Source organism: Streptomyces sp. NPDC012935 (genome assembly GCF_042900345.1).
Taxonomy (GTDB): Bacteria; Actinomycetota; Actinomycetes; order Streptomycetales; family Streptomycetaceae; genus Streptomyces.
The window spans coordinates 1-26,159 of the sequence record NZ_JBIBBC010000020.1; the positions used below are offsets into that span (position 1 = coordinate 1).

28 protein-coding genes are annotated in these 26,159 nt (G+C 69.5%); 16 read left to right on the plus strand and 12 right to left on the minus strand.

Annotated elements, in window-relative coordinates:
* Positions 1 to 172 precede the first annotated feature (172 nt).
* Positions 173 to 754, plus strand: a complete 582-nt coding sequence (locus ACFY5C_RS34495) for a Uma2 family endonuclease (RefSeq protein ID WP_344408261.1) — start codon at positions 173 to 175, stop codon at positions 752 to 754.
* Between the two features lie 262 nt (positions 755 to 1,016).
* Here the strand turns inward: ACFY5C_RS34495 and ACFY5C_RS34500 are convergent, their stop codons facing one another.
* Both ACFY5C_RS34500 and ACFY5C_RS34505 read right to left on the minus strand, forming a co-directional pair.
* The gene (locus ACFY5C_RS34500) at positions 1,017 to 2,126 is read right to left on the minus strand and encodes a hypothetical protein (protein WP_086872828.1); all 1,110 of its coding nucleotides are present in this window, start codon (positions 2,124 to 2,126) and stop codon (positions 1,017 to 1,019) included.
* A gap of 118 nt (positions 2,127 to 2,244) precedes the next feature.
* A complete protein-coding gene (locus ACFY5C_RS34505) occupies positions 2,245 to 2,733 on the minus strand; it encodes a hypothetical protein (RefSeq protein ID WP_389452064.1) in 489 nt (162 codons plus the stop codon).
* Between the two features lie 735 nt (positions 2,734 to 3,468).
* On the opposite strand from ACFY5C_RS34505, the gene ACFY5C_RS34510 reads away from it, so the two are divergent.
* The 5 genes from ACFY5C_RS34510 (at position 3,469) to ACFY5C_RS34530 (ending at position 8,828) form a co-directional block, all read left to right on the plus strand.
* A complete protein-coding gene (locus ACFY5C_RS34510) occupies positions 3,469 to 4,302 on the plus strand; it encodes an alpha/beta fold hydrolase (protein ID WP_389452067.1) in 834 nt (277 codons plus the stop codon).
* Between the two features lie 19 nt (positions 4,303 to 4,321).
* Positions 4,322 to 5,227 (plus strand): alpha/beta fold hydrolase, encoded by a 906-nt coding sequence (locus ACFY5C_RS34515; protein WP_389452070.1) that lies wholly within the window; start codon positions 4,322 to 4,324, stop codon positions 5,225 to 5,227.
* Complete coding sequence (locus tag ACFY5C_RS34520) at positions 5,224 to 6,822, plus strand: FAD-dependent oxidoreductase (RefSeq protein WP_389452073.1); 1,599 nt, start codon at positions 5,224 to 5,226, stop codon at positions 6,820 to 6,822. Before ACFY5C_RS34515 ends, ACFY5C_RS34520 begins: the two co-directional genes overlap by 4 nt.
* Positions 6,819 to 8,144, plus strand: a complete 1,326-nt coding sequence (locus ACFY5C_RS34525; RefSeq protein ID WP_389452076.1) for an amidohydrolase family protein — start codon at positions 6,819 to 6,821, stop codon at positions 8,142 to 8,144. The genes ACFY5C_RS34520 and ACFY5C_RS34525 overlap by 4 nt, the downstream gene beginning before the upstream one ends.
* 129 nt (positions 8,145 to 8,273) lie before the next feature.
* Positions 8,274 to 8,828, plus strand: a complete 555-nt coding sequence (locus tag ACFY5C_RS34530) for a TetR/AcrR family transcriptional regulator (protein ID WP_389452078.1) — start codon at positions 8,274 to 8,276, stop codon at positions 8,826 to 8,828.
* A gap of 69 nt (positions 8,829 to 8,897) precedes the next feature.
* Here the strand turns inward: ACFY5C_RS34530 and ACFY5C_RS34535 are convergent, their stop codons facing one another.
* A complete protein-coding gene (locus ACFY5C_RS34535) occupies positions 8,898 to 9,764 on the minus strand; it encodes an alpha/beta hydrolase fold domain-containing protein (protein WP_389452081.1) in 867 nt (288 codons plus the stop codon).
* Between the two features lie 257 nt (positions 9,765 to 10,021).
* Between ACFY5C_RS34535 and ACFY5C_RS34540 the strand changes: the two genes are divergently transcribed.
* The 3 genes from ACFY5C_RS34540 to ACFY5C_RS34550 all read left to right on the plus strand — a co-directional run bounded on the left by ACFY5C_RS34540 (position 10,022) and on the right by ACFY5C_RS34550 (position 11,692).
* Positions 10,022 to 10,366, plus strand: coding sequence for a DoxX family protein (locus ACFY5C_RS34540; protein ID WP_389452084.1), 345 nt, complete (start codon positions 10,022 to 10,024; stop codon positions 10,364 to 10,366).
* A 211-nt stretch (positions 10,367 to 10,577) separates the two neighbouring features.
* Positions 10,578 to 11,261 (plus strand): ferric reductase-like transmembrane domain-containing protein, encoded by a 684-nt coding sequence (locus ACFY5C_RS34545; protein WP_389452087.1) that lies wholly within the window; start codon positions 10,578 to 10,580, stop codon positions 11,259 to 11,261.
* A 38-nt stretch (positions 11,262 to 11,299) separates the two neighbouring features.
* The gene (locus ACFY5C_RS34550; RefSeq protein WP_389452090.1) at positions 11,300 to 11,692 is read left to right on the plus strand and encodes a hypothetical protein; all 393 of its coding nucleotides are present in this window, start codon (positions 11,300 to 11,302) and stop codon (positions 11,690 to 11,692) included.
* Positions 11,693 to 11,807: 115 nt separating this feature from the next.
* Here ACFY5C_RS34550 and ACFY5C_RS34555 read toward each other — a convergent pair whose 3' ends face one another.
* From ACFY5C_RS34555 to ychF, 5 genes are all read right to left on the minus strand, one after another.
* On the minus strand, positions 11,808 to 12,434 hold the full coding sequence (locus tag ACFY5C_RS34555; protein ID WP_389452093.1) for a TetR/AcrR family transcriptional regulator: 627 nt from the start codon (positions 12,432 to 12,434) through the stop codon (positions 11,808 to 11,810).
* 707 nt (positions 12,435 to 13,141) lie between these two features.
* Positions 13,142 to 13,729, minus strand: a complete 588-nt coding sequence (locus ACFY5C_RS34560) for a TetR/AcrR family transcriptional regulator (protein WP_389452096.1) — start codon at positions 13,727 to 13,729, stop codon at positions 13,142 to 13,144.
* A 578-nt stretch (positions 13,730 to 14,307) separates the two neighbouring features.
* Complete coding sequence (locus tag ACFY5C_RS34565) at positions 14,308 to 14,721, minus strand: DNA-binding protein (protein WP_389452098.1); 414 nt, start codon at positions 14,719 to 14,721, stop codon at positions 14,308 to 14,310.
* Positions 14,703 to 14,987, minus strand: coding sequence for a hypothetical protein (locus ACFY5C_RS34570; protein ID WP_081551891.1), 285 nt, complete (start codon positions 14,985 to 14,987; stop codon positions 14,703 to 14,705). The genes ACFY5C_RS34565 and ACFY5C_RS34570 overlap by 19 nt, the downstream gene beginning before the upstream one ends.
* 328 nt (positions 14,988 to 15,315) lie before the next feature.
* Positions 15,316 to 16,404, minus strand: a complete 1,089-nt coding sequence (gene ychF / locus ACFY5C_RS34575) for a redox-regulated ATPase YchF (RefSeq protein ID WP_389452101.1) — start codon at positions 16,402 to 16,404, stop codon at positions 15,316 to 15,318.
* Positions 16,405 to 16,976: 572 nt separating this feature from the next.
* Between ychF and ACFY5C_RS34580 the strand changes: the two genes are divergently transcribed.
* Both ACFY5C_RS34580 and ACFY5C_RS34585 read left to right on the plus strand, forming a co-directional pair.
* On the plus strand, positions 16,977 to 17,273 hold the full coding sequence (locus tag ACFY5C_RS34580) for a hypothetical protein (RefSeq protein ID WP_389452104.1): 297 nt from the start codon (positions 16,977 to 16,979) through the stop codon (positions 17,271 to 17,273).
* A gap of 254 nt (positions 17,274 to 17,527) precedes the next feature.
* On the plus strand, positions 17,528 to 17,977 hold the full coding sequence (locus ACFY5C_RS34585; protein WP_389452107.1) for a DUF6542 domain-containing protein: 450 nt from the start codon (positions 17,528 to 17,530) through the stop codon (positions 17,975 to 17,977).
* A 28-nt stretch (positions 17,978 to 18,005) separates the two neighbouring features.
* On the opposite strand, the gene ppgK is transcribed toward ACFY5C_RS34585, so the two are convergent.
* Positions 18,006 to 18,755 carry a polyphosphate--glucose phosphotransferase gene (gene ppgK, locus ACFY5C_RS34590; RefSeq protein ID WP_389452110.1) on the minus strand — a complete coding sequence of 250 codons (750 nt, stop codon included), beginning with the start codon at positions 18,753 to 18,755 and terminating at the stop codon, positions 18,006 to 18,008.
* Between the two features lie 29 nt (positions 18,756 to 18,784).
* Positions 18,785 to 19,810 carry a 4-hydroxy-3-methylbut-2-enyl diphosphate reductase gene (locus tag ACFY5C_RS34595; RefSeq protein WP_389452113.1) on the minus strand — a complete coding sequence of 342 codons (1,026 nt, stop codon included), beginning with the start codon at positions 19,808 to 19,810 and terminating at the stop codon, positions 18,785 to 18,787.
* A 117-nt stretch (positions 19,811 to 19,927) separates the two neighbouring features.
* Here ACFY5C_RS34595 and ACFY5C_RS34600 point away from each other — a divergent pair, with 117 nt between their 5' ends.
* The 4 genes from ACFY5C_RS34600 to ACFY5C_RS34615 all read left to right on the plus strand — a co-directional run bounded on the left by ACFY5C_RS34600 (position 19,928) and on the right by ACFY5C_RS34615 (position 23,683).
* A complete protein-coding gene (locus tag ACFY5C_RS34600; RefSeq protein ID WP_389452116.1) occupies positions 19,928 to 21,316 on the plus strand; it encodes an APC family permease in 1,389 nt (462 codons plus the stop codon).
* A 124-nt stretch (positions 21,317 to 21,440) separates the two neighbouring features.
* Positions 21,441 to 22,685, plus strand: coding sequence for an exodeoxyribonuclease VII large subunit (gene xseA / locus ACFY5C_RS34605; RefSeq protein WP_389452119.1), 1,245 nt, complete (start codon positions 21,441 to 21,443; stop codon positions 22,683 to 22,685).
* A gap of 9 nt (positions 22,686 to 22,694) precedes the next feature.
* Positions 22,695 to 22,952: an exodeoxyribonuclease VII small subunit gene (locus ACFY5C_RS34610; RefSeq protein WP_389452122.1), complete on the plus strand. Its 258-nt coding sequence runs from the start codon at positions 22,695 to 22,697 to the stop codon at positions 22,950 to 22,952.
* A 140-nt stretch (positions 22,953 to 23,092) separates the two neighbouring features.
* Positions 23,093 to 23,683, plus strand: a complete 591-nt coding sequence (locus tag ACFY5C_RS34615) for a malonic semialdehyde reductase (RefSeq protein WP_389452125.1) — start codon at positions 23,093 to 23,095, stop codon at positions 23,681 to 23,683.
* A 118-nt stretch (positions 23,684 to 23,801) separates the two neighbouring features.
* Here the strand turns inward: ACFY5C_RS34615 and ACFY5C_RS34620 are convergent, their stop codons facing one another.
* Entirely contained in the window at positions 23,802 to 24,323 is a 522-nt protein-coding gene (locus tag ACFY5C_RS34620; RefSeq protein WP_389452127.1) for a DUF4245 domain-containing protein, read from the minus strand.
* Between the two features lie 126 nt (positions 24,324 to 24,449).
* Here ACFY5C_RS34620 and glpX point away from each other — a divergent pair, with 126 nt between their 5' ends.
* Positions 24,450 to 25,487: a class II fructose-bisphosphatase gene (glpX, locus tag ACFY5C_RS34625; protein ID WP_389452130.1), complete on the plus strand. Its 1,038-nt coding sequence runs from the start codon at positions 24,450 to 24,452 to the stop codon at positions 25,485 to 25,487.
* 156 nt (positions 25,488 to 25,643) lie between these two features.
* Here glpX and ACFY5C_RS34630 read toward each other — a convergent pair whose 3' ends face one another.
* Positions 25,644 to 26,021, minus strand: coding sequence for a WhiB family transcriptional regulator (locus ACFY5C_RS34630; protein ID WP_389452133.1), 378 nt, complete (start codon positions 26,019 to 26,021; stop codon positions 25,644 to 25,646).
* Positions 26,022 to 26,159: the final 138 nt, after the last annotated feature.

The window sequence follows — 26,159 nt, forward strand, 5'->3', positions numbered from 1 at the left end:
CTCGTACAGCCGCCGCCCCCCGACGACCGCCTCCCGCTCACTACGCCCCATCCCGCCCAGCCCTCCCCAACGTCTCCCCGCATCCTGCCACCGCCGGCGAACCCCCTCCCCATCCGGTGCGCCGCCGCACGATCTCGTGGTCGGGTCCCAGCCGAGTCGCTACCGTTGCACCATGACCGCACTGCCCGACTGGATGCGCCCCCCGCGCGAGGAAGGCTGGTTCGCGGAGGACCTGGACCGCCTCCCCGAGGCGCCCCGCCACACCGAGCTGATCGACGGAGCGCTTGTCTTCATGATGGCGCCGCAGAGGTGGTGGCACGGCCACCTCGTCACCATGCTCACCGTCGCTCTCATGGAGCAGGCACCCGGCGATGTCAGGGTCGGCCGCGAGATGACCATCAGGCTCGACGCGCGGAATCGCCCCGAGCCGGATCTGCTGCTGACGACAGCGGACTACGACGGAGACCGCACCTGGTTCGCACCGGACGAGGTGCGGCTCGTCATCGAGGTCGTCTCACCCGAGTCCGCACATCGGGACCGCACGGTCAAGCTCCGCAAGTACGCGGAGGCGGGCATCCCGCACTACTGGTGCATCGAGGACGAGACAGGATCCCCTGTCGTCCACGTCTACGAACTCGACGGCCCGACCGGCGCCTACGCCCCCGCCGGCATCTTCCGTGGCACCCTCGCCCGCCCCGTGCCCTTCGAGATCACCCTGGACCTCGACAAGCTCACCCCGCGGGGCGGCACCTGAGCCGGCGCCAAACCGCACGGAGGCTCTCCGGCCCTCACGTCGGCCGGACCGCCACGACCGGGAGCGGGTCGTCCGTGAGGGCGGATCGGTGCGGTGGAGAGCCGCCAGACCGTGCAGGCCGAAAGGCGCCCGCGCCAGCCACTTGATGGAGCCGGCGAAGAGCAGTTCATGCGGTCGTTGACGGTGGGGTCCGAAGATCGGACAGCAGATGTCGACCACTTGGGGAGGCACGAGCGTCTGGCCCTGTTCGGTTGCCAGACGGCTAGAAGGGGTGGTGGGTCCGGGTGCGCTGCGTGAGGTTCTCGACGAGCGTGAGCAGCCACGGGCTGCGCACGGCCGGCAGCCGGACCAAGGTGCGCAGGAACGTATCCCGGTCGGCCCGGAACGCATAGGTGGGAAGCAGCGGGAGAGGGTCGTCGCGGAGTACGTCTCGGGGTAGGCGACCTGACGCAGGCACCGGCAAATAGGGCCGGGGGGAGACCAGCCACAGCCACACACCCAGCGGCAGGGGCACCAGGTAAGCCGACGCAGTGGGGCCGGCGGGGGTCCAGGTCTGACCCGTCCGGGGATGGACCGGCACGAGAAGGATGTCGGCGCCCGCGTCCGGGGAGGGCTGTTCAGGTCCGGCCAGTACGGCGCGCCGCTTCGGAGGACCTGCGGGCAGCAGGGCGTCGAGCGCGCGTTGGAACACGTCCGCGGTCAGACCGCCCGGAACCTTCACCGGCTGCCCTTGGGAGGCAACCAGCAGGTGGGCGAGCGCCTGGCCCGCTGCCGCCTCCCACTGAGGGCTCCACGACCAGTAGTGGCCCGACCCCAGCCGTCCTCCCCACGTGGCAATCGGCTCGAACGGGGGCGTCTTCTCCCCCTTCTCTGCCAGCTCCGACCAGGAGAGGGGCGCAGTGTGGATACCGTCAACGGGGATGCGGTGCACGGCGTCCGGGCTGAGCCGCACTGCCTGCCAGAGCGAGCAGTCGTCGATCCTGGTCGCCACGGGGAGGTCGCATGTCGCACAGGCCATGTTGGGCCCGTCGGCTCCGTCGAGACCGCAGCAGGCACCGCCGCGTTTCTCAGGGATCAGCCGGGTTCCACGGATATCGCCCGGCGCGATGACACTGGCCCCGGGCGCGCTGTCGGACAGGGCGTGGACCGGCGCGTAGATGCCTCGTGCCTCCGCCTCGTCCGGATCGATCTCGTCCCACATCCGCCACGGCCCTCCCCAGGGGTCCGGGTCCACGGCAAACGTCCCGGACTCCATGAGGACCGGAAGCTGGGCCCCGTTCCCGTACTTCTGACGGGTGTGGACCGGCAGTGAGACCGGGGACAGCGCGGTGGTCAGCTCGGCGCCGCATCCCGCACACACGAAAACGAACAAATGCCCTCCGCCTGGGAAACAGACGCATCGTCGCAACTGGCCGGCAGCCGGCCAACATGTTTTCTCATCCGTCGCGGGAACGGCACCGCAGGGTCAGCGATGCATGCCCGCGGAAACGTCAAGGAGCGAACGGCTCCGCCAACAGCACGACCCGATCGCTCTCGACGTCGAACCCGACTACGGGATGGCTGCCGTCGCCGCCCTCGGCATCCATCAGCACTGGTTTCCCCAACCGCCGTCCGATGGCCGTGAGGAACCCGCAGAGCAAGTCGAGTCGCGCCTGCCCCTGGAGTTCCCGCAGGTCGACATCGAAGTCGATCTCGTCCGACGAATGGAACCGGAAGATCACCAGCACGTCGACAGCCGGCCAGACCCTCAACGGCGCGCACTCAGCATCGGCCGGGCGGGACAGCGCTGTCTCCGCCCGGGGCATCGGAAGTACCGACTCTCCCTCGGAGTACTGGTGCTTCCATCCGCTCGCGTCGACAAGGTCGAGGACAGCCTGCCAGTCCTCGACCGAGGCCCCAGGAACGAGCACGTCCGGCAGCGCGCCCATCAGATCAGGGTCGAAGAACCCCCTGACGTCATCCCACAGCAGGTCAGCCACTCCCCCATCCTGCCCGGCGCCCCTGCCCCCTGCGTACCGGGTTTCCCGCGCCCCTCCCCAGGTCCGCCCCTCGTTCTGTCCGACCTCACGCGGCACCCCGAAAACCCCGGCACACGGCCAGGAGGCAGGCTGATCCGGCCGGAGAGAACAGGAAGGGGCCAGACCCTAGGATCTGGCCCCTGACCTGGGGTTTTACGCCTTGACCGGGCACTTCAGCCGATCAAGGAATCAGGCACTACACGTTGAAGCGGAACTCCACCACAAGGCTCTGAACTGCGGAAATACAGGCGCATCCCAGCACGGGAGCCGCGACAAAGTACAAGAAGACCCAAGGTCGCCAACGCTACCCGGCAGCGCCCGCACGTGCCTGAAGTCCGAGGAACTTCCACGCCACATCAGGCTCGTGCCACCGCGTCGAACCTCGCAGGGCGGCACAGCGTCCGCGCTCGCTCGCGGTCTTCCAGGACGCCGACGGCCAGCTCCGCCGCCTGGCCACCGTCCAGAATGCACGTCCAGACCTCGGGGCCCACGCGAGCGCCCACAGATCCAGACCAGGCGCTCGGCCAGGGCCCTCATCGACAGCGCCTCCGCTCCCTCCTCGTCGACGGTGGGACCGGCGGACGACCGGCAGCGCGGCGCACCAACTGATCGATCTCCTCGCTCAAGACCACCGCGGTCGTAACACGCGGGGACTTCCGCTTGACACACCCACTTTTCGGTAACAGTGTATCCACTATGAGTACCTGGTCTGAGCCCCAGCCCGATTCCCGGTTCGTCGAGGTGGACGGCCTGCGGATCCACTACAAGCGTGCTGGGCACGGCCCGGCACTCGTCCTGCTGCACGGCAGTGCCTCATCCCTGCAGCACTTCGACCGCGCGACGGATCTGCTGTGGGATTCGTTCGATGTCATCCGTCCCGACCTGCCGGCGTTCGGGCTGACGGGCCCGCGCAAGGACCGCGACTACCGCGTCCCGGCGTACGCGGCGACGGTGGCGCGCTTCCTGGAGGCGCTGGGCGTGCCGCGCTACGCGGTGGCCGGCAATTCCCTGGGCGGCAACATCGCCTGGAACATCGCGCTGGATCATCCGGAGCGACTGACCGGCTTGGTACTGGTCAATGCCACCGGCTACCCGGAGAAGACGGTGCCCGCGGGGATGCGCCTGACCCGCAACCCGCTGGTGCGGCCCCTGCTGAGGCGGGTGATGCCGCGCGGGGCACTCGAACGCAACCTGCGCGGCGCCGTCGGGTCATATTCGCAGATCGTGGACGACGCCATGGTCGACCGCGCCCATCAGCTCATGAGCCGCCCCGGCAACCGCTCGGCCTTCGTCGACTTCTGCAACACCGACCAGCCGGACCGCAGCGCGCAGATCCCCCGCATCACGGTGCCCACGCTGGTGCTGCGCAGCGCGAGCATCGACGGCCAGCACTTCACCCGCGACGTCCCCGGCGCCCAGGAGCTCGTCCACCCCCACGGCGGACATCTGCTGCCGGAGGAGGAACCGCAGTGGGTCGCGGACGCGATCGCGAAGTTCCTCGGCTCCTGCGCCGACACCCCCGCGAACTGAGGGCAAGGAGGCCCGTTCCATGAAGTACTTCGTCGCCCCGGGCGAGGACCGCAAGCTCACCGCCGACTCGCGGGGGGCGCTGCGCGGCAGTTTCGTCGAGCTGTCCGACGGCGTCACCCACTACGAGTTGACGGGCCCCGAGGACGGGGATGTGGTCCTGATGGCGGGCGGTCTGACCATCCCGCTGTTCTACTGGGACGGCCTCGTCAGCGAGCTGCACGCCCGCGGGCTGCGCACGCTGACCTGCAGCGCCTACGGCCGCGGCTACTCCGACCGGGTACAGGCGCGATACGACGAGACGCTGTTCACGCGGCAGCTGGCCGAGCTGACGGACCGGCTCGGCCTGACGGCGCGTCCCCTGCACCTGGTCGGCACCTCCATGGGCGCGCTGGTCAGCGCGACGTACGCCGCCCGGTACCGCTCGTCGGTGTCCACGCTCACCATCGTCGGCCCCGCCGGTCTCGCGAAACCGCAGTTGACCTCCCCCGACCGGCTGCTGCGCAGCGATCTGCTGGCCGGGGTGGTCGCCCGCCGTCGCGGCCTTCAGCTGCTCCAGGGGCACCTGGGGCACAACGTCCGCGACCCCGAGCTCGGCGCGAAGCTGACCGAGATGGTCCTCGACGCCTTCCGCTTCGAGGGCTCGCTGTACGCGGTCTTCGACACCCTGCAGCACCTGCCTTTCACCGGCCGTGACGACCTCTTCCGGCGGACGGGGGCCCTGGGCATTCCGACGCTGCTGCTGTGGGGCGACGAGGACGCCGTCACACCGCCGGTGCACTTCGACACGGCACGCGCCCTGCTGAAGCCTCAGAAACATCACGTGATCAATAAATGCGGACATATGGCCCCCTTCGAACGGCCTCGCGACGTAGCCGATCAGCTCGTCCCGTTCGTGTCCGCACGCACCGAAAGGCTCGACTCATGAACAACCCGCAGGCCATCGACGTCCTGATCGTCGGTGCCGGCCCCTCGGGCTCCGCCTTGGCGATCGACCTCGTACGCCGCGGACTCGACGTCCGGATCGTCGACAGGTCCCCCCACGCTTTCGACGGCTCGCGCGCCAAGGGCATCCAGCCCCGCAGCCTCGAAGTCCTCGAGGACCTCGGCGCTCTCGACGACGTGCTGGCCGGCGGCAACAGCTATCCCAAGCTCGGGATCCACGCAGGACCCATCGGTGTGCCGTGGAAGATGTTCCCCCACAAAGAGGCAACCGCGGACGTCCCGTACCCGAACACCTGGCTGATCCCGCAGTTCCGCACGGACCGCGCCCTGCATGCCCGGCTCAGTGAGCTCGGCCGCGAGGTCGAGTTCGGCAAGGAACTGACCGAGCTGACGCAGGACGAGGACGCGGTGGTCGCCAAGGTGGTGGGCCCGGAGGGGGTCGAGGAGATCGTCGCCCGCTATGCCGTGGGGGCCGACGGCGGCTCCAGTGCGGTGCGCAAGCAGCTCGACATCGGTTTCGTGGGGACGACGGACGAGTCCGACCGCGTGCTGATCGTGGATGCCTCCGTGAGTGGCCTGGCCCGCAACCGGTGGCACATGTGGCCCGGCCTTGGCGGCAAGCTCATCGCCGCCTGCCCGCTGCCCCACAGCGACATGTTCCAGTGGATGATCCGGCTCACGCCCGACGAGAAGCCGCCCCAGGAGATCGGCGCCATCGTCGACCGGATCCACTCCCACACCCGCAACCGGCACATCCAGCTGCACGAGATCCACTGGACGTCCGTGTTCCGGCCCAACATCCGTCTTGCGGAGCACTACGGCCGCGGACGTGTCTTCCTCGTCGGCGACGCGGCGCACGTCCACACCCCGGCCGGTGCCCAGGGCCTGAACACCGGTATGCAGGACGGCTACAACCTCGGCTGGAAGCTCGGCCAGGTCCTCGCCGGAGCCGACCCGGTCCTCCTTGCCACCTACGAGGCCGAGCGGCAGCCGATCGCCGCCGGGGTCCTGGGACTGTCCACGGAGAAATGGGGCGGCATCGCCAAGCTCGACCCCTCCAGCATGAAGCGCGGCAAGGACGAGCAGCAGCTCTCCCTGACCTACTACGGCGGCCCGCTCGCCCCCGCCGACGGCGACAGCAGCGACACCAGCACGCTGCACGTGGGCGACCGCGCCCCGGACGCCCGACTGCTCAGCGCCGACGGCGCCGAGATCCGCCTGTTCCACCTCTTCCAGGGACCACACTTCACCGCCATCGCCTACGGCCCCGGCGCCGCCCGGGACCTCGAACTCCTCGACTGGCCGACGACGGGCGCCCAGCTGAAGCGGCTGACGGTCGGATCGGCCGCGGGCGACGGCCGCGCCTTCTCCGACCCCAGGAACACGCTGCGCAGTGCCTACGGCCTGACCGGCGACACGCTGCTGCTGATCCGTCCCGACGGCTACATCGGGCACATCGCCACTCGGGATTTCCTCACCACCACACAAGCCGCCGTGCGGGCAATGACGCCCGAGGCAAGGAGCCGCGCCATGTCCCAGCAGAGCCGCACCTCCGCCGGTTCGGGGGCCAGTGAATGAGCCGCATACTGCTGCGCGGGGCGCAGGTCATCACGATGACGCCGGACCGGCCGGACGCCGAGCAGGTCGACATCCTCGTCGACGGCGAGACCATCGCCGCCGTCGGCGAAACCATCGAGGCGCCCGGCGCAGAGGTCGTCGACTTCTCCGGCCGCGTCATCATCCCCGGCCTGGTCAACGCGCATCTGCACACCTGGCAGACCGCGCTGCGCTCCGCGGGCGCCGACTGGACGCTGATGCAGTACCTCACCCACCTGCACGGCAAGTGCGTCGGGCACTACACCCCGGCCGACATGCACATCAGCAATCTCGCCGGCGCCCTGAACCAGCTCAACTGCGGTACGACCACGGTGGGCGACTGGTGTCACAACGCCCTCTCCGCCGACCACGCCGACGCGGCCGTCGAGGGACTGCTCCAGGCCGGGATCCGCGCGGTCTTCCTGCACGGCACGCCCTACCGCTCGCCGGACACACCCCACCCGCTCGCCGAGATCGACCGGCTGCTCGACGGGCCCACCCGCGACCACGCCCTCCTCACCGTGGGCATGGCCCTCCAGGGGCCGCAGTACTCCTCCGCCGAGACCGCGGTGGCCGACTTCCGAGCCGGCGCGGAACGCGGCCTCGTCGTCTCGATGCACCAGAGCGGCGGCGAACCCTCACCCGGCTGGGAGGCCGTGCGCAACGCCGGACTGTTCAGCCCCCTGACCAACATCGCGCACGGGATCGACCTGCCCGCGGACTGGCTGAAGACGCTCCTCGAAGCGGGCGTCACTTTCACCACCACCCCGGAGAACGAACTGGGCCAGGGACACGGCACACCCATCACCGGATCCCTGCTGAGCCTGGACGCGGCACCCTCGCTGGGCACCGACATCGACACCGCCGTACCCGGCACGGTGCTCACCGCCGCCCGGATCGCTCTGGCCCACCAGCGGAGCCTGGACCACGCCCACCACCGGCAGACGACCGGCACGTACGCCAACACACCGTCCGTCACCAGCAAACAGGCGCTTGCGTGGGCCACGGTGGAAGGAGCGAAGGCACTGGGCCTGGCAGACAAGGTGGGCCGGATCGAGGCGAGCATGCAGGCCGATCTGGTCGCCGTCGACGCCCGGGCGCTCAACCTGTGGCCGGCGCACGACCCGGTCGCCACGGTCCTGCACGCCGACATCGCCAACATCGAAGCCGTGATGGTCGCCGGCACCTGGCGCAAACGCGATCACGTCCTGCTCGCATCCGGTCTCGACGAGGTCAAGGACCGGCTACGCGAGTCCGGAGAGCGGCTGCTGCGCAGCATCCGGCCCGCGGGCTCTCCCGGCTGACCTACCGCAACGGCCCCCACGCATGAACCGCGCCGGCGCGCACGACACCCGTCCTCGTCGGCGCGATGTCCACGCGCCCTCAGAGCCGCACACCGCGGCCTCGTTTCGCCCAGCAAGCAAGAAGGTGCCGTGAGCAGCCCCATGCCGACTACCGCGGGGATGCCCCGCGACGCCCTGCACCAGGAGCAGATCGTCCAGGCGGCCATCGCCCTTCTGGACGAGGGCGGCATCGAGAGTCTGAGCATGCGAAGACTCGGCAGCCGTCTCGGCATCACCGCGGCGGCACTCTACTGGCACGTCAAGAGCAGACACGATCTGCTCCTGCTGGCGGCTGACACCGTCTGGGGGCAGACACCCCTCCCCGCGCTCGACGGCGTCGAATGGCGTCCGGCCCTCCTGGCCATGGCCGACAACCTGCATTCGATGCTTCTCAGGCACCCCTGGCTGCTGGCCGCCATGACCATCCAGCCTCTCGACGGCCCGGCCAGGGGCCGCCATGACGAGCACCTGCTCGCGGTCTGCGAGGCGTCGGGCCTCACCAGGCGGGATGCCGAGCAGGCCGCCCAGAGCGTCGTCACGTTTGCGATCGGCGCCGCCCTCGCAGCCACCCCTCGCCCGTATGTGTCCTTCGGACTGCAGTCACTTCTCGACGGCGTCGAAGCCAGGCTGGCCGCCCGTACCTGACCCGACACAGCAGAAGAGGCAGACGCTCGGCTACAGAGCGCCTGTCTCTGAAGATCGCCTCTCACCCGCTCAGGAGGCCGCGGACCGCACGATGGCGCGGGCCGCAGCACGCCCCTCGGGAGCGGGGACGAGCGGGTAGGCATGGACCGCACCGTCGCACACGATGACATTCACCGCTGCCCCTTCCGCGGCAGCCCGTTCTTCCAGGCGCCGGACGTCCGGGTAGCACAAGTCGCGAGTGCCGATGTAGACGTCGATGGGCGCCAGGGGGTCAAGCGGGCCATTGACGGGACTGAGCCGGGGTTGGGCGGGGTCGTCCCCGCCTGCCCAGCCACGTGCGGCCGCGAGCAGGCTGCTGGTGGTGAGGAACGGATCTCGGGCTTCGACCGCGGGAATAGCAGGGTTGGTCAGAGTCAGATCCAGCCAGGGGGAGATCAGTACTACTCGGGTCGGCTGGGGCAGACCCGAGCCGACCAGGCTCTGCGCCATGCCCAGAGCCAAGCCCGCGCCGGCGGAGTCGCCCATGATCGTGACCTGGCCGGTGTCCGGGTCGCCGAGCAGGTCGCGGTAGACGGCAGTGACGAAGGGATAGGCGTCACGGTAGGTGTACTTCGGCGCCAGCCCGTAGTGCGCCACCTCGACTCGTACACCGGCGTCCACGAGCTGCGAGATCAACTGCCAGTGCCGGGGCGAGAGGTGTCTGATGTAGGCGCCGCCGTGCAGATAGACGACCGTTCGCTCCGCGCGGCGCCCGCGCGGACTGACGGTGTGGCATTCGAAACCGTCGATGCGGCGCGAGTTCACGTCGTGCCGCTCTACCAGTTTGGCGGGCGGACGAGGTGGCTCCTTCGACCCGGCCACGGGGTCCGGGGCCGCCTTGCCTTTGAGGGCCAGCCGCATGAATGCGGCGACTACGTGCATCTGGGGACTGCTCATGTCTGGCTCTCCTTCTTGGCACCGCGATGCGGTCCGCTTCGCCGACCATCATAACGGTTACACTGTTACCGTTATTACGCTAGGCTGAGCCGCTGCCCCGATCGACCACATCGCCCGTCCGGGCGCCGAGCGATGCGCCTGGTCGGCGAATCGACCGCGCCCGACACGCCCCATAACGGTCTCGCGACGACCCGCCCGCCATCAGACCGTCACCCTTGACGCCCGCCGCCACGACGCCGGCACCCTGGAGATACCTCATGACCCTCACCATCACCCTCGCCTGCGTCATCGCCCTGGTCTTCGGGACGCTCGGAGTGCTCAATGCACTTGCAGTGCCGAAGGCGCGCGAGCTGGCCGCCGAGACTGGCTTCTCCGTCGCCGCCTACCGCCGCATCGGCGTGCTGCAACTGGCAGGAGTCGCCGGCGTGGCGCTCGGCCTCGCCATGCCGCCGCTCGGCGGCCTCGCGGGGGTCGGGCTTCTCCTGCTGCTCGCCGGAGCTGTGGTCGTACACCTGCGCAAGGGCGACCCGGTCGCCAAACTCGCGCCCGCCGTCGTGTGCGCGGTGCTTGTCGCCTCATACCTCGCGGCCTTGTTCACCTGAAGCGCTGCGGATGGGCTGGCTGATGGGCATCCGATTGCACCACTGGATCCAAACCAGCTAAACGGCTACGTTGTAGCCAATATTAGGATGGCGGGAAACGCCTGGGCTCGAGGGCGCTCAAGCCGCGACCGCGCGGTCCGCCCTGCCTTCACCAGCGCCCCTTCGTCCACAGTGCTCACCCCGAGGGGTAGACGATGCCCGCCTGATCGTGATGGCGATCTACGCTATCCGGATCGCGCGCGCCCCCTTGGATGCGCGCCTGAAGAAGCGCACGTCGGACCCCTGCACCCTGGTGCTGGCCACCCGCCTGATGTGGTTGGAGCAGTGGTTCGGCGGCCTGGACCGTATGTACCGTCAGCACAAGCTGTACGCCGTATGGTCCATTCTCCTGCTCACCCCCCACCTGCTCCTCCACTTTCTCTCCGGTTTCGACGGGAGCCAGTACGGCTACGCCCACCGGCCCGCGTCGGTAGGGATGGGCCATCTCCTCGGCGCCGTCTCCGCCATCGGCCTGCTGCTCCTGGCGGCGCTGCTGCACGGCTGGTTCCTCGATCTCATCATCAACGGATCCACGCCCCTCCTGGCGATCTACGTCACCATGGCCACCATCGGCATGGCCGCCTACACCTACGACGAACTGGTGCTACGGCACATGGAAACCCGGGCGGACTACACCGTCCACCGTGTCGAGCGGCCGACACCCGACATCCTCGACCTCACCCTCACGCCCACCGGCGAGACGGCGCTTCCCGTGACAAGGGCCAGTTCGTCTACCTGCGGGTCGGCGGCTGGCGCGAACACCCCTTCAGCGTCGCAGGAACGCAGGCCGACGGCTCGGTACGCCTCACCATCCGTGCCGTGGGCCGCGGTACACGCCGCCTCTACACGGACATAAGTGAAGGACACCCCGCAACCCTCAAGGGTCCTTACGGCATGTTCGACCACACCCTCGGCGGACCCCGGCAGATATGGATCGCGGGGGGCATCGGTACCGCGCCCTTCCTCGGCTGGCTCACCCACACCGGTGCAGAGCCGCCCCGCACCGACCTGTTCTACTGCGCCCCCACCGCCGAAGACGCGCCGTTCCTCCCGGAACTCACCGCTGCGGCAGCACACCGCCCCGAGTTCCGGCTCCACCCGACGTTCAGCCGCAGCCACGGCCGTCTGACCGCCGAAAGAATCCAGGCCGAGGCCGGACCGATCACCCCCGACACGCACGTCTTCCTCTGCGGCCCCGCCTCCATGATCGAAAACCTCACTCGCGCCCTCCATCGCCAGGGCGTCCCGCGCCAGCATCTCCACGCCGAGCACTTCGCCTTCCGCTGACGAGCCGCCGACCGCACGAGATCACGCGCTCAGCACCAGCAGCTGTGGCGACGCTCCATGCCGACCGAGATGACCCCGTAGGCGGGCGGCCTCAGGTTCGCATCGTCCTGGCTGGTCAGGTGTCGTCGCGCAGGTGGGCAAGCCCGCTGAGAAGGAGTTCGAGTCCGAAGGAGAACTCGTCCTCGATCGGAACGGGCATCGACTCGGCGACGGTGACCGTTGCCGGGAACAAGGCTGGATCGACGCTCTGAAAGACGGCGGACAGTTGCGCGTCGTCGAGTTGCCCGCCTTCGCCATGACCGTTGACCTGTATGGCGAATCCGAGGACGTAGCGGGAGAGGGTGGCAAAGGTGTGCGCGGCCATTCGCGGCGGGAAGCCGCTGTCGAGCAACGCCGCGACGCAGTGCTCCCGCAGCGCCATGGCGTTCGGCCCCAGGGGAATCTCTTCGACCATCAGGCGCGCCGCGTTCCGGTGCCGGGCCAGGGACTCGAACATGGTGTGCGCGACCGTCCGCAGGGCTTGCTGCCAGCCCATCGCGAGGAGTTCGTCGCCATTCAATTCCACGGCGCCGAACATGCGGTCCACGACATGGGCGACCAGCGCTGCCCGGTTGTCGAAATGCCGGTACAGCGTCGCCGTGCCCGAGCCCAGGCGCTGAGCCAGCGTCCGCATCGAGAGAGCGTCGGCCCCTTCATCGTCCACGATCTGCAGTGCGGTAGCGACGATGCGCTCCAGCGGCACGGGCGGACGCCCCGGGCCCCGACCCGATGCCGTGGTCGCTCCCACAGGACCAGCTGCTGCCACTGAACGTCCACCTCCTCGGCCAGCACCATAACAGCAACACCGTATCCACTTTGGAGATCGCCGGTTGGGCACGGAGCGGCGGCGCCCCCCTTCGATCAGCCCATCGACGACCGCTCGTCCGAGGTCGGCGACCGCTCCGATACCGTCCTGGACGTCGCCCAGATTGCCTGCTGGTCGGGTTGCCTCGGCAACGAAACCACCATCGTCCCCGTCCCGGGCGCCCTCCACGACGTCCTGCTCCCCCGCCGCAAGCCACGCGAACACGCCTACACCGTGAACGGCGACCGGCCGCACGGCCAGCAACTGTCTGCCGCCGTGCCGCCTGCACAGGGAGCGCTGCCTCCTGACGCACTGGGGCTGCCACAGAAAAAGAAGGGGCATGGACGCCGGCCATTTGCGGTGTTCCTCTGCGGGCGCCCCGGCCACCCTCCTGACGAAGGAGTCCTTCGAGCCGAGATCCTGAGCCGTCGTCACTGCCAGGCGGGTGCGGTCAGCGAGCCATGACGAGTGGCCCCTCGAGCCACGTCGGGCACCCTGCCCGGCCGAACTGTACAAGTGACGCAGCATTGCCTCAGCCGACGCTGCGCACCGGTCACCTGGCCCGTTGTGCCGTACTGCAGCGCCGGCTACCCCGTCGCAGTGCCTCAATCACCCGTGCCGGCATCGCCGTTGCCCCTGTGGCCCAGTGCGCCAAGGCCCGCGGCAATCACCGCATCAGTGCGCTCGGTCCACCTTGCCTCACGGTTCGCCATCATCGTGACGGTCACAGCACCGATCGCAGACACCACCCGCACATGCCGTACCTCATCAGTCCAGACATCGGGATCGAAGGCTTCCATCAACATGCGCTGCGCCCCGGAGAGGCGTTGCATGATCTCGGGCTCTCGCGTCAGCCAGAAGGCGCCGGCCATGAGCGCGCCAGTCCCCGGCCACTCCTCGATCAGCTCGACCAGCGCACCGAGCAGGGCGGCGTCCCGCTCGAGCCCGACCGGGAGGCCCTCACCCGCAGCCGCCACTCGTGCGGCATGTTCCTCCGCGCGAGCCACCACGGCGTCCTGGATCCGCTCCTTCGAGCCAAAGCGCTTCAGCACAGCCGCCTTGGAGTAGCCGGCACCGTCAGCGATCGCCTGCACGGGCCCCTGAGCGAACCCGTGCCGCGCAAACACGAAGGCCGCCACGTCGATCAGGGCACGATCGATCTCCTCGCTGGTGGGCCTCACGGTTGGCTTCATGACCAAAGGTCACCGTTTCGGTCAGCTAGTGACCGAAACGGCAACACCGCCCTCCTCCACCATCACGTCCCCATCGGGGATGTCACGGACCAGGACGATCTCAAGTGCGCGATCCGAGCGAGCCACACGATCATCTCCGCACCCGACCCCAGCAACAACTTCAAGTCCATCCCGGTCGCACGGAGCGCCGCCGCACCCCTCTCGGCACTGCCCGAGCGGGCGCGACCCCGGAAGGCCCGCGGCAGCCGTAGGCGTCAGCGGACACGGCACCGAGCACACTCTCCCCCTGATCTCGCCCACCACAGCGATCGCACGGCTGCCAGGGCTGCGGCCGGAAGGAAACCTCGCCGCGGAGGAGCGCTTCCCCGGAAGACGCAGAACAACCGCACCCCCAGGTGCCTTCACTGTCGGCCGACGCGCATACACCGCCCCGCTACCGTCTCCTGCAAGCAGGTGCCGACGATTCAGCCGTACGAATAGCCAGCCCAAAGGGTGCTACATCAGCAGCACCGAATACTTGGAGCTCCACCGCCACTCACTGACCAACCGTCGAAAGGCAGAAAGCCGACTAGTGGAAATCACACCGCCACGAGCCGGACCCGCTCACCGCACAGCTTGGCCATGTCGTCGATATCGGAAGTCAGCATGACCACGGGACGGTGCTGCCGCAGCGCCGCCTCGGCGACCGCCGCATCGATCGCGTACTTGTGCCCGTGCAACCCGGCATTCATCAGCAACTTCGAGGCCGCCCTCGCCTCCTCGTCACCCACCGGGACGACCCGCAGCCCGGAAAGCGCCCAATTCAGGCGGGACTTGTTCGTACGGGCATGGACCGCTTCGATGATGGTGAGCGCACTGATCACGACCTCCATGCCGCGCGAGCGTGCCTCGGCGATCAGAGCCACCACCTGCTCGTCGTCGGCGAGCAGCTTCGAGAGCCCCTCGCTGTCGAGGACCAGCGTCCCCTCGTGACTCAGCCTGCGGCGGGCCACTCCGCCTCCTCGGCGAACACCTCGTCGAAGACCTGCCGCGCCCGCTGCCGAGCCGGTTCGGAGACGGGCCCCTTGCGGCTCTCGTAGTCAGCCAGGTACTCGTCCAGGACCTGCCCGCGCAGCTCACGCTCGACCGCCTCGGTGATGAACGCGGAGAACTCCCGCTTGCCCACCCGCGCCCGGATCGCCTCCGCGGTCCCCTCCGGCAGCGACAGGCTCACCCGGGTCGCTGGGCCTTCCCCGATGCTGTACGTCGTCTCACCCATACCCCGAGTGTGTCAAACGAGTAGGAAAAGTGCTACGCCCGAATTCTCGTGGCATCCCAGGGTCGTAAAGAAGACGTGTGGATGAAACCTCTCCCCGCCCACCCCGCGCACCGAGCAGATCACTGCCCAAAAACCAGCACGGGCTTCCCATCCCCTCCCAGCACGATCCCAGCACGGTACGGATGACCAGGGATGACGACAGGTGACGAAGGGTCAGCTATCCCAGCACCATCCCAGCACGGGAAAAACAAAGGGCCCGACCCCGAAGAGCCGGACCCTCTCTGACCTGCATGTTTGCCAGATCAGCGACGTGGTGGTAAGTCACCCGCTATACGTTGAAGCGGAACTCCACGACGTCCCCGTCCTGCATCACGTAGTCCTTGCCCTCCATGCGCGCCTTGCCCTTGGCGCGGGCCTCGGCGACCGAGCCGGTCTCCACCAGGTCGGCGAAGGAGATGACCTCGGCCTTGATGAAGCCCTTCTGGAAGTCGGTGTGGATGACGCCGGCGGCCTCGGGGGCAGTGGCGCCCCTCTTGATGGTCCAGGCGCGGGATTCCTTGGGGCCGGCCGTCAGGTAGGTCTGCAGGCCGAGGGTGTTGAAGCCGACGTGGGCGAGGGTGGCGAGGCCGGGCTCGTCCTGGCCGACGGACTGGAGGAGTTCGAGGGCCTCGTCCTCGTCGAGCTCGGCGAGGTCCGCCTCCAGCTTGGCGTTGAGGAAGATCGCCTCGGCGGGGGCGACGAGGGCGCGCTGCTCGTTCTTGAAGTCCTCGTCGGTCAGCTCGTCCTCGTCGACGTTGAAGACGTAGAGGAAGGGCTTCGTGGTGAGCAGGTGCAGGTCGTGCAGGAGCTCGTTGCGCTCGGTGCCCTGGACGATGCCGTGCGCGAAGAGCGTGTCGCCCTTCTCCAGGATCTCCTGGGCCTCCTCGACGGCCTTCACCTTCGGCGCGATGTCCTTCTTGATCCGCGACTCCTTCTGGAGCCGGGGCAGGACCTTCTCGATGGTCTGCAGGTCGGCGAGGATCAGCTCGGTGTTGATCGTCTCGATGTCGTCCTTGGGCGAGACCTTGCCGTCGACGTGTACGACGTTCTCGTCCTTGAAGGCGCGGATGACCTGGCAGATCGCGTCGGACTCACGGATGTTCGCGAGGAACTTGTTGCCCAGGCCCTCGCCCTCGGACGCGCCGCGCACGATGCCCGCGATGTCGACGAAGTCGACGGTGGCCGGCAGGACGCGCTGGGAGGAGAAGATCTCGGCCAGCTTGGTGAGACGAGGGTCCGGGACGCCGACCACGCCGACGTTGGGCTCGATCGTGGCGAACGGGTAGTTGGCCGCCAGCACGTCGTTCTTGGTCAGGGCGTTGAACAGGGTCGACTTGCCGACATTCGGCAGACCGACGATTCCGATCGTGAGCGACACGTTGCGACTTCCCGTACGTGAGAGGACTTCAGGGGCTGGGCTGGGGCCCGGTCCTTCTTGGATCTTCGATGCAGATGCACGGGCCGATCCACCAGTCTACGGCGTACCGGCCCGGGCCCCGGCGCCCTGTCGAACACCTGGCCAAGGTCCGCCCGCGGGCGTGTCCGATCCCCGATTCGCCACATAAACCGACCTAGGTTGGACCAGTGGAGCAATACGGGGCGCGACCTGCCGGGCACGGATCGCCACGCGGTACGCCACCACCGCCGGCGCAGCGGGCGGCCGGAGGTGGAGGTGCCGCGGGGCCGAATGGCGGCCGCGCCATACGGGGCCGGGCCGAGACAGTGCGGGGAGGGGACGAACCGCGGGGATGCGGGTGCAGGCCGGGACGGGGTGGGGGCGGGCCTGGACGGGGTGAGGGCGGGCCGGGAAGGGGTGAGGGCGGTGCGGTGCGGGGACGAGACGGGCCGATGCGGAGCGCGGACGGACCGGTACGGGGCGCGAACCGCATGGTGCGAGGGGCATACGTCCTGGCGCGAGGTGTGAGCGGAGCAGTGCCGGGAGAGGACAGCTTGGAGCGCGCCGCGAACGGCGCGGTGCGGGGCGCGGACGAAGACGTGCCGGGCGGCGACGAGGAGGTGCGGGGCGGCGACCAAGAGGTGCGGGGCGCGGACGAAGACGTGCGGGGCGGCGGCGCGGTGAAGACCGGCACCAGCGGACTGACGCGGGGCACGGACGGCGAGGAGCGCGGCGCGAACAATCCAGCTCGGGGCGCGGGCGAGACGGTACGGGGCAGCGGCGAAGTGAAGACGATGCAAGTGGACTGGCGCGGGGTGAAGACCGAGTGGTGCGGGGTGAGGGCGGCATGAGGCGGGGCGAGGGCGGATCTGCCCGCGGTGTGAGTGGTGCGGCTCGGTCCGCCTGGCCCGCCCGCGGCCGGTCCGCCTGGCCCGCTCGCGGCCGGTCTGCCCGGTCCGCAGGGGCCGTAGAAGACCCACGGACCGGAGATGCCGCGCGGTCCGCCGCGGCTGCCCGAGTCGGCCGGCCCTCCCGGCCCGCTCAACCCGCCTCGCCCCCGCGCGCCACCCGGCCCGTCTCCCAGCGCCGCCCGAGTTCGCCTCCGGTGGCAGCGGCGGTACGGCGCCCGGGGACGCCACCGGCGCCGCAGGCTCTGCGCCGTTTTCCCAACCCCCGGCTCACCGGGCTGGGCAGCGGTCTGTTCTGCGGTGCCGTGATGGTCGTGCTCGGGTACCTGGACTCGCTGCTGTTCGGGGCGTCGCTCACGCTGTACGGCGTGCTGTTCGTGCCCGTGTGTGTGCTGACGGCCGTCTGGGTGCGCAGGGGCGACCTGATGACAGCGCCGGTGGTCCTGCCGATCGCGTTCGCCGTGGGGCTGCTTCCGCTGTCCGACCACGGCGAGGGGATCGGCGGGCACCTGATGGGGCTCTTCACCGGCCTCGCCACGCAGGCCGGGTGGCTGTACGGGGGCACCCTGATCGCCGGTCTCATCGTGATCGTACGGAGAGTGCGTCTGGTGGCGCTCCGGGAGATGGCCCGGCGCCGGCAGCCGTGACCGTCGGCCCCCACGGTCGCAGGGCCGGCTAGCGGTCCTGCTCCGCCGCGTGCATCGCCGCGCCCACGATCCCCGCGTTGTTCTGCAGCTGCGCCGGGACGATCTCCGCCTTGATGCCCTCGATGTGAGGCAGGAACTTGTGGGCCTTCCTGCTCACGCCGCCGCCGATGATGAACAGTTCCGGAGAGAACAGCATTTCGACATGGGCGAGGTACTTCTGGACGCGGTGGGCCCAGTGCTCCCAGGACAGGTCCTCGTCCTCCTTGACCTTGCTGGAGGCGCGCTTCTCGGCGTCGTGGCCGTGAAGTTCGAGGTGGCCCAGCTCGGTGTTGGGGACGAGGGCGCCGTCGGTGAACAGCGCGCTGCCGATGCCCGTGCCGAAGGTGAGGAGAATCACGGTGCCCCGGCGGTCGCGGCCCGCGCCGAAGCGCATCTCGGCAACGCCTGCCGCGTCCGCGTCATTGACCACCGTCACCGAGTGGCCGCCGAGGCGGCCGCTGAACAACGCGCGCGCGTCCGTGTCGATCCAGCTCTTGTCGACGTTCGCCGCCGTACGGATCGTGGAGCCGCCGGTGACCACGCCGGGGAAGGTCAGGCCGACCGGCCCTGTCCAGCCGTAGTGCTCGACGACCTGCTTCACGCCGTCCGCCACCCCGTCCGGCGTGGCCGGGTGCGGAGTGAGCACCTTGAAGCGCTCCTCCGCCAGGTCGCCCCTGTCCAGGTCCACCGGGGCACCCTTGATCCCGGATCCGCCGATGTCCAAGCCGAAGATCTGCATGGCCCTACGTTACGACGAAGGACTGACAGTCACTCCCCGGAGTCGCCGGAACGACCGGGCCCCGTGCGCTCGGCGATCAGCGCCGCCGCCTCCTCGCGCAGGTCGCGGCGCAGTTCCTTCGGCAGCGAGAAGGTGATCGACTCCTCGGCCGCCTTGACCAGCTCGACGTCGCCGTAGCCACGCTGGGCCAGCCACTCCAGGACCTCCTCGACCAGTACCTCGGGGACGGAGGCGCCGGAGGTGACGCCCACCGTGGTGACACCCTCCAGCCAGGCCTCGTCGATCTCGTCGGCGAAGTCCACGAGGTAGGCCTCGCGCGAGCCGGCCAGCTTGGCGACCTCGACCAGCCGCTTGGAGTTGGAGGAGTTGCGGGAGCCGACCACGATGACCAGCTCGGCCTCGGCCCCCATCTGCTTCACCGCGAGCTGGCGGTTCTGCGTGGCGTAGCAGATGTCGTCACTGGGCGGGGAGATGAGCTGCGGGAACTTCTCCTTCAGCGCGTCGACGGTCTCCATGGTCTCGTCGACGGAGAGGGTGGTCTGGGACAGCCACACGATCTTCGACGGGTCGCGGACCTCGACCTTGGCGACATCGTCCGGGCCGTCGACGAGCTGGATGTGGTCGGGGGCCTCGCCGGACGTTCCGATGACCTCTTCGTGGCCCTCGTGTCCGATCAGGAGGATGTCGTAGTCCTCGTTCGCGAAGCGGACGGCTTCCTTGTGGACCTTGGTGACCAGGGGGCAGGTGGCGTCGATGGTGGCGAGTTGGCCGCGCTTGGCCTCTTCGTGGACGACGGGGGCGACGCCGTGCGCGGAGAACATCACGATGTTCCCCGGCGGCACCTCCTCCGTTCGCTCGACGAAGATGGCGCCCTTCTTCTCCAGGGTCTGCACGACGTACTTGTTGTGGACGATCTCGTGCCGGACGTACACCGGAGCGCCGTACTGCTCCAGGGCTTTCTCGACAGCGATCACGGCGCGGTCCACGCCCGCGCAGTAGCCACGGGGGGCGGCGAGCAGGACACGGCGGCCAGGCGAAGCAGTCATGCGTCCCATCGTAAGGGTGCCTTCGGCGGGTCGAAGATCGCGTGGGTGACGGCTTGGTGGGGAGACTGACCGTTGGCTGTGAGGGGTGGGAAACGGAGCGACGGACGAGGCAGTGGCGGAGGCGTGATGTCCGGGACCGGAACGGCGGAACGTACGTCCGACGAAGGACACGAGCTGCGCAGGAGTCTGGGCTTCCGTGACCTGGTCGTCTACGGGCTGCTGTTCATCGCGCCGATGGCTCCCGTCGGCGTGTTCGGCACGCTGGACGCGCGATCGCACGGGGCGGTCGCGCTGGTGTACGTCGTCGCGACGGTCGCCATGGCGTTCACCGCCTTCAGCTACGCGCAGATGGTGCGGGTGGTCCCCCAGGCGGGGTCGGTGTTCGCGTACGCGCGCGTGGGGCTCGGTGAGCGGGCCGGGTTCGTCGCCGGCTGGATGGCGATGCTGGACTACCTCCTGATCCCCGCCGTCGCCTACCTCTTCTCCGGTATCGCGATGAACGCGCTGGTGCCGGATGTGTCGCGGTGGGTGTGGACCGCGCTGGCCGTGGTGATCACGACCCTGCTGAACCTGTGGGGTGTGCGGGTGGCGGCCCGGGTCGGCTTCCTGGTGCTCGCCATGGAGATCGTGGTCCTGCTGGTGTTCGTGGCGGCCGCGGTGGTCGTGCTCGCGCGGGACGGGGCGGAGCGGGGGTGGCTGTCGCCGCTGTCGGGGGACGGCACCCAGGGTTCGTTCGAGGTGGCGGCGGTGATCGGGGCGGTGTCGATCGCGGTGCTGTCGTATCTGGGCTTCGACGCGATCGTCTCCTTCGCGGAGGAGGTGACCGGGGGGTCGCAGAAGGTGGCCAGGGCGGTGCTCCTCTGCCTCGCGCTGGCCGGCGTGCTGTTCATCGCGCAGACGTATCTGGTGGCACTGCTGGAACCGGTGTCGTCCGCCCGGCTGGCGGCCGAGCCGGAGAGGCAGGGGGCCGCGTTCTACGACGCCGTGGACGCGTCGGTGGGGACGTGGCTGCACGATCTGGTGGCCGTGAGCAAGGCGATCGGCGCGGCGTTCGCCGCGCTGGCAGGGCAGGCTGCGGCGGGGCGGTTGCTGTTCGCGATGGGGCGGGCGCGGGGGCTGCCGCGGGTGCTGTCCAGGACGGACTCCGGGGTCCCGCGGGTCGCTCTGCTGTGCGCGGGCGTCGTCACGCTGGTCGCTGCCGTGTGGGCGGCCCGGCGGGACGACGGGTTGGATCACTTGGCGTCGGTGGTCAACGTCGGGGCGCTGACGGCGTTCACGTTGCTGCACGCGAGCGTCGTGGGGTGGTTCGTGGTGCGGCGCGGGGGCCGGGGTGGGAGCGAGGGGTCGGTGAGCTGGTGGCGGCATGGGGTGGTGCCGGTGGTGGGGGCGGCGATCACGGTCGCGGTGATCGTGGAGGCGGCGGGAGTTGCGCAGGTGGTGGGGGCCGTTTGGCTGGGGGTGGGGATTGCGGTGCTGGTTCTTCGCTCCCGCCGCCCCTACCCGTCCCGTCCTTGACGGGGCTCCGCCCCTTCGACCCCGCCGGGGGGCGAGGCCCCCTGGACCCCCGCTCCTCAAACGCCGCAGGCGCTGGATTCACCGGCTGGGCCGCGTTGTCAGCCCTCCCCGTTACGCTCGGCGCATGGCTGTGAACACAACCCCCGAGTCCCCCCTGCCCGTCGGCGAGGTGTCCCGGCTCATCGGGGGCTGGATCGACCGGCTCGGGGCGATCTGGGTCGAGGGCCAGATCACCCAGCTGTCGCGTCGCCCCGGCGCCGGCGTCGTGTTCCTGACGTTGCGGGACCCGTCGTACGACATCTCCGTGAGCGTGACGGCGTACCGGCAGGTGTTCGACTCCGTCGCCGACGTGGTGAGCGAGGGCGCCCGCGTCGTCGTACTCGCCAAGCCGGAGTGGTACACCCCGCGTGGCCAGCTCTCCCTGCGCGCCACGGAGATAAAGCCCGTGGGCGTCGGCGAGCTCCTCGCCCGGTTGGAGATGCTGAAGAAGTCCCTCGCCGCGGAGGGCCTCTTCGCGCCGGAGCGCAAGAAGCCGCTGCCCTTCCTCCCCCAGCTGATCGGCCTGGTCTGCGGCCGGGCCTCCGCGGCCGAGCGGGACGTGCTGGAGAACGCCCGCCACCGCTGGCCCGCGGTCCGCTTCGAGGTGCGCAACGTCCCCGTGCAGGGCGTGCACGCCGTGCCGCAGGTCGTGCAGGCGGTCAAGGATCTAGACGCGATCGACGACGTGGATGTGATCGTCGTCGCCCGGGGCGGTGGCAGCGTCGAGGACCTGCTGCCCTTCTCCGACGAGCAACTGGTGCGGGCGGTCGCCTCGTGCCGGACGCCGGTCGTCTCCGCCATCGGGCACGAGCCCGACAACCCCCTCCTGGACTACGTCGCCGACCTGCGCGCCTCCACCCCCACCGATGCGGCCAAGAAGGTCGTACCGGACGTGGGTGAGGAGTACGAGCGGGTGCGGATGCTGCGCGACCGGGCCCGGCGCTGTGTCGAGGGGCTCGTGGAGCGCGAGGAGCGGGGGCTCGCGCATGCGCTCGCGCGGCCCTCGATAGAGGATCCGCACCGGATGATCGACGAGCGCGCCGATCACGTCGCCTCGCTCCTCGACCGGAGCCGCCGCTGCCTCGGCCACCTCCTCGACCGCGCCGCCTCCGAGCTGACGCACACGCACGCGCGCGTGGTGGCCCTCTCGCCCGCCGCGACCCTGAAGCGCGGGTATGCGGTGCTGCAGAAGGCCGACGGGCATGTGGTCCGGGACCCGGACGAGGTGACGGCGGACGAGGTGCTGCGTGCGCGGGTCGCCGAGGGCGAGTTCTCCGTACGGGTCGACGCAGGAAGCGACGCACGAAGCGACGCACGGACCGATGCATAGGGTGGGCGAATGACCAGCAAGGTGGAAGAAGCACTCGGGTACGAGCAGGCCCGGGACGAGCTGATCGAGGTCGTACGGCGGCTGGAGGCGGGCGGTACGACGCTGGAGGAGTCCCTCGCGCTCTGGGAGCGCGGCGAGGAGCTGGCCAAGGTGTGCCGGCGCTGGCTGGACGGGGCGCGGGCCCGGCTGGACGCGGCCCTCGCCGAGGAGGCCGAGGCCGAGCAGGAGAGCAGCGGCGACGGGGCGGGCGGCTCGGACGACCGATAACGCATGAGCGGGGCTGTGAAGCGGATCACCAGGCCCCGCCATTTGTTGAAGCTTGAACTTATCTCGCGTACTGTCGGTCGCGTAACCGGTCCCCGGTCCGTTTAGCGTACGACGCCCGCACTACCCGAGAAGGTTCACGCATGTCTCTCGTTCTTGACCCCGCCGCCCAGGACCTGCTGTTCCGCGAGGCCCGCACCGCGAACACCTTCACCGACGAGCCGGTGACCGAGGAGCAGGTCCAGGCCATCTACGACCTGGTCAAGTACGGCCCCACCGCCTTCAACCAGACCCCGCTGCGCATCACCCTGGTCCGCTCCGCCGAGGCCCGTGAGCGTCTGGTGCAGCACATGGCCGAGGGCAACCAGCCCAAGACCGCCGCCGCCCCGCTGGTCGCGATCCTGTCCGCGGACAACGAGTTCCACGAGGAGCTGCCGGCTCTCTTCCCGGCGTTCCCGCAGGCCAAGGACGTCTTCTTCAGCGAGCGCCCGGCCCGCGAGAACGCCGCCGGACTGAACGCCGCCCTGCAGGCCGCGTACTTCATCGTCGGCGTCCGCGCCGCCGGTCTGGCCGCCGGCCCGATGACCGGCTTCGACTTCGAGGGCGTCCGCAAGGAGTTCCTGGACGACGACCACACCCCGCTGATGGTCGTGAACATCGGCAAGCCGGGCCCCGACGCCTGGTACCCGCGCTCGCCGCGCCTGGAGTACGACCAGGTCATCACGACGGTCTGACCCCGACCGGCCGCCGCTTGAACCAAGCGCGCATGACGAAGGCCCCCGGCCGCGACGCCGGGGGCCTTCGTCATGCCCAGGTGGTCACCGCGGCTGCGCGGTCACGGCGGCTGTGCGGTCACTCCGCCTTCAGGGCCTTCGCCATCTGCGTCAGCTGCTCGAACGAGCCCGTGCCCGCCACCACGGTCGTCGCGCCCTCGTCCTGGTGCACCAGCGCCTCGTACCGGCCGCCCGTGTACCGCGTCCACGTCCGGTCGCCGATCTCCTCGGTGTCCTTCGTCGCCTGCCCGCCCTGGGTGGCCTCCTCCAGGAACGTCGCCGGCTTCTCGGTCGACTGCTCGACCTGTACGTACTGCCCACCGGAGAGGTGGAAGCCGAGATGCCAGGCGTCGAAGTCGTCGCCCTTGAAGCGCACGGACGTCGCCTTCCAGGTGTCGGGCAGACCCTGGGGCGCGACCACCGGGTACGACGCCGCTCGGCGGGCGGTGAGCAGCTCGACGCGGTAGTCCACCCGCGGGAGGTCGGGCTCGCCGTCGTCATGGGGGACGAAGAGATAGATGACTCCCGCCGCGAGCACGGTCACTCCGAGCGAGAGGACCATGTTGCGGACCGACTTCTGCTTGCCGTTCGAACCTGCCACGCCCCTATCGTCGCAGGTGCCCCGGCTGCTCATCCGTGGGGCCCCCTGCTCATTCTGCGCGCCCGAGGATAGAGTCAGGGCGGTCACCCTCATCCGGCCGTCGTCGTATCAGAAAGGTGCGCCTCGATGACCGAGAATCATCATCATCTGCCGTCCGAGCTCGAAGTACCCAGCGAAGCCCCCGACCGCAACCTCGCCCTGGAACTGGTCCGTGTGACCGAGGCAGCGGCGATGGCCGCGGGCCGTTGGGTCGGGCGGGGCGACAAGAACGGCGCCGACGGCGCCGCGGTGCGCGCCATGCGGACCCTCGTCCACACCGTGTCGATGAACGGCGTCGTCGTCATCGGCGAGGGTGAGAAGGACGAGGCGCCGATGCTCTTCAACGGGGAGCGGGTCGGCGACGGAACCGGGGCCGAGGTCGACATCGCCGTCGACCCGATCGACGGGACCACGCTGACCGCGAAGGGCATGCCCAACGCGATCTCCGTGCTCGCCGCGGCGGACCGGGGGTCCATGTTCGACCCGTCCGCCGTCTTCTACATGGACAAGCTGGTCACCGGCCCCGAGGCCGCCGACTTCGTGGACATCGACGCCCCCGTGTCCGTGAACATCCGCCGGGTCGCCAAGGCCAAGCGGTCCACGCCCGAGGACGTCACCGTCGTCATCCTCGACCGGCCCCGGCACGAGGGCATCATCAAGGAGATCCGGGATGCCGGTGCGCGCATCAAGCTGATCTCCGACGGCGATGTCGCGGGGTCGATCTACGCCCTTCGTGAGGGCACCGGCGTCGACATGCTGCTCGGTATCGGCGGTACGCCCGAGGGGATCATCTCGGCCTGTGCGGTGAAGTGTCTGGGCGGGACCATCCAGGGCAAGCTGTGGCCGAAGGACGACGAGGAGCGGCAGCGGGCGATCGACGCCGGGCACGACCTGGACCGGGTCCTGATGACCGACGACCTGGTCGCCGGGGACAACGTGTTCTTCGTCGCCACCGGGATCACCGACGGTGAGCTGCTGCGGGGTGTGCGCTACCGGTCGCAGAACGCGACGACGGACTCGATCGTCATGCGGTCGAAGTCGGGGACGGTGCGGCGGATCGATTCCGAGCACCGGCTCAGCAAGCTGCGGGCTTACAGCGCGATCGACTTCGACCGCGCGAAGTAGTCGGTAGCACCCAAGAGCTCGGCACCTGCGGATTGTCGGCGACTGCGGGCTGTTCACGGCTCGTCGCGCAGTTCCCCGCGCCCCTTGGGTTGATCTGCTCCCCCAAGTCAGAAGGGCGCCCCCGGTGCGGAGGGGGCGCCCTTCTCTTGCTGCTTGTCAGCCCGCCTGCGCTATGCGATCGGTCGTCCTCGCCGTCTTCTTCAGGTCCATTTCGCGGCGGCGGCGCCTCGCCAGGACCACTCGGCGTTCGGCTGCCGTCAGGCCGCCCCAGACGCCGTACGGCTCGGGCTGGAGCAGGGCGTGTTCGCGGCACTCCACCATGACCGGGCAGCGCGCACAGACCCGCTTGGCGGCCTCTTCACGGGAGAGGCGGGCCGCGGTGGGCTCCTTGGAGGGGGCGAAGAAGAGGCCGGCCTCGTCACGCCGGCACACGGCCTCCGTATGCCATGGGGCGTCTTGATCCCTGTCTCGCGCTGGCACCCGCTGGGCCGGAACGGCAGCTACCTGCAGGGACGAATGCGGCGGTTGCAGCACGGTCTACTCCTGACGACGGCTTCGCGAGCGAGAGACGATGCAGCAAGGTCTACCCGCTGTACGCGCGCCTATGCAGTCAGTTCCGAACCGCTGGATTTCGGGGGGTCCTGCGCGCCGCTGTGCGGCACCCGGAAGGGC

Excerpts from the sequence above, each read along its gene's own strand:
- ACFY5C_RS34525 (WP_389452076.1), top strand. The coding sequence starts at position 6,819 with ATGAGCCGCATACTGCTGCGCGGGGCGCAGGTCATCACGATGACGCCG.
- ACFY5C_RS34515 (WP_389452070.1), top strand. The coding sequence starts at position 4,322 with ATGAAGTACTTCGTCGCCCCGGGCGAGGACCGCAAGCTCACCGCCGAC.
- ACFY5C_RS34600 (WP_389452116.1), top strand. The coding sequence starts at position 19,928 with ATGTCCGGGACCGGAACGGCGGAACGTACGTCCGACGAAGGACACGAG.
- ACFY5C_RS34550 (WP_389452090.1), top strand. The coding sequence starts at position 11,300 with ATGTTCGACCACACCCTCGGCGGACCCCGGCAGATATGGATCGCGGGG.
- ACFY5C_RS34510 (WP_389452067.1), top strand. The coding sequence starts at position 3,469 with ATGAGTACCTGGTCTGAGCCCCAGCCCGATTCCCGGTTCGTCGAGGTG.
- ACFY5C_RS34540 (WP_389452084.1), top strand. The coding sequence starts at position 10,022 with ATGACCCTCACCATCACCCTCGCCTGCGTCATCGCCCTGGTCTTCGGG.
- ACFY5C_RS34570 (WP_081551891.1), bottom strand. The coding sequence starts at position 14,987 with ATGGGTGAGACGACGTACAGCATCGGGGAAGGCCCAGCGACCCGGGTG.
- ACFY5C_RS34595 (WP_389452113.1), bottom strand. The coding sequence starts at position 19,810 with ATGGGACGCATGACTGCTTCGCCTGGCCGCCGTGTCCTGCTCGCCGCC.
- ACFY5C_RS34495 (WP_344408261.1), top strand. The coding sequence starts at position 173 with ATGACCGCACTGCCCGACTGGATGCGCCCCCCGCGCGAGGAAGGCTGG.
- ACFY5C_RS34545 (WP_389452087.1), top strand. The coding sequence starts at position 10,578 with ATGGCGATCTACGCTATCCGGATCGCGCGCGCCCCCTTGGATGCGCGC.
- ACFY5C_RS34520 (WP_389452073.1), top strand. The coding sequence starts at position 5,224 with ATGAACAACCCGCAGGCCATCGACGTCCTGATCGTCGGTGCCGGCCCC.
- xseA (WP_389452119.1), top strand. The coding sequence starts at position 21,441 with ATGGCTGTGAACACAACCCCCGAGTCCCCCCTGCCCGTCGGCGAGGTG.
- ACFY5C_RS34615 (WP_389452125.1), top strand. The coding sequence starts at position 23,093 with ATGTCTCTCGTTCTTGACCCCGCCGCCCAGGACCTGCTGTTCCGCGAG.
- ACFY5C_RS34535 (WP_389452081.1), bottom strand. The coding sequence starts at position 9,764 with ATGAGCAGTCCCCAGATGCACGTAGTCGCCGCATTCATGCGGCTGGCC.
- ACFY5C_RS34560 (WP_389452096.1), bottom strand. The coding sequence starts at position 13,729 with ATGAAGCCAACCGTGAGGCCCACCAGCGAGGAGATCGATCGTGCCCTG.
- ACFY5C_RS34610 (WP_389452122.1), top strand. The coding sequence starts at position 22,695 with ATGACCAGCAAGGTGGAAGAAGCACTCGGGTACGAGCAGGCCCGGGAC.
- ppgK (WP_389452110.1), bottom strand. The coding sequence starts at position 18,755 with ATGCAGATCTTCGGCTTGGACATCGGCGGATCCGGGATCAAGGGTGCC.
- glpX (WP_389452130.1), top strand. The coding sequence starts at position 24,450 with ATGACCGAGAATCATCATCATCTGCCGTCCGAGCTCGAAGTACCCAGC.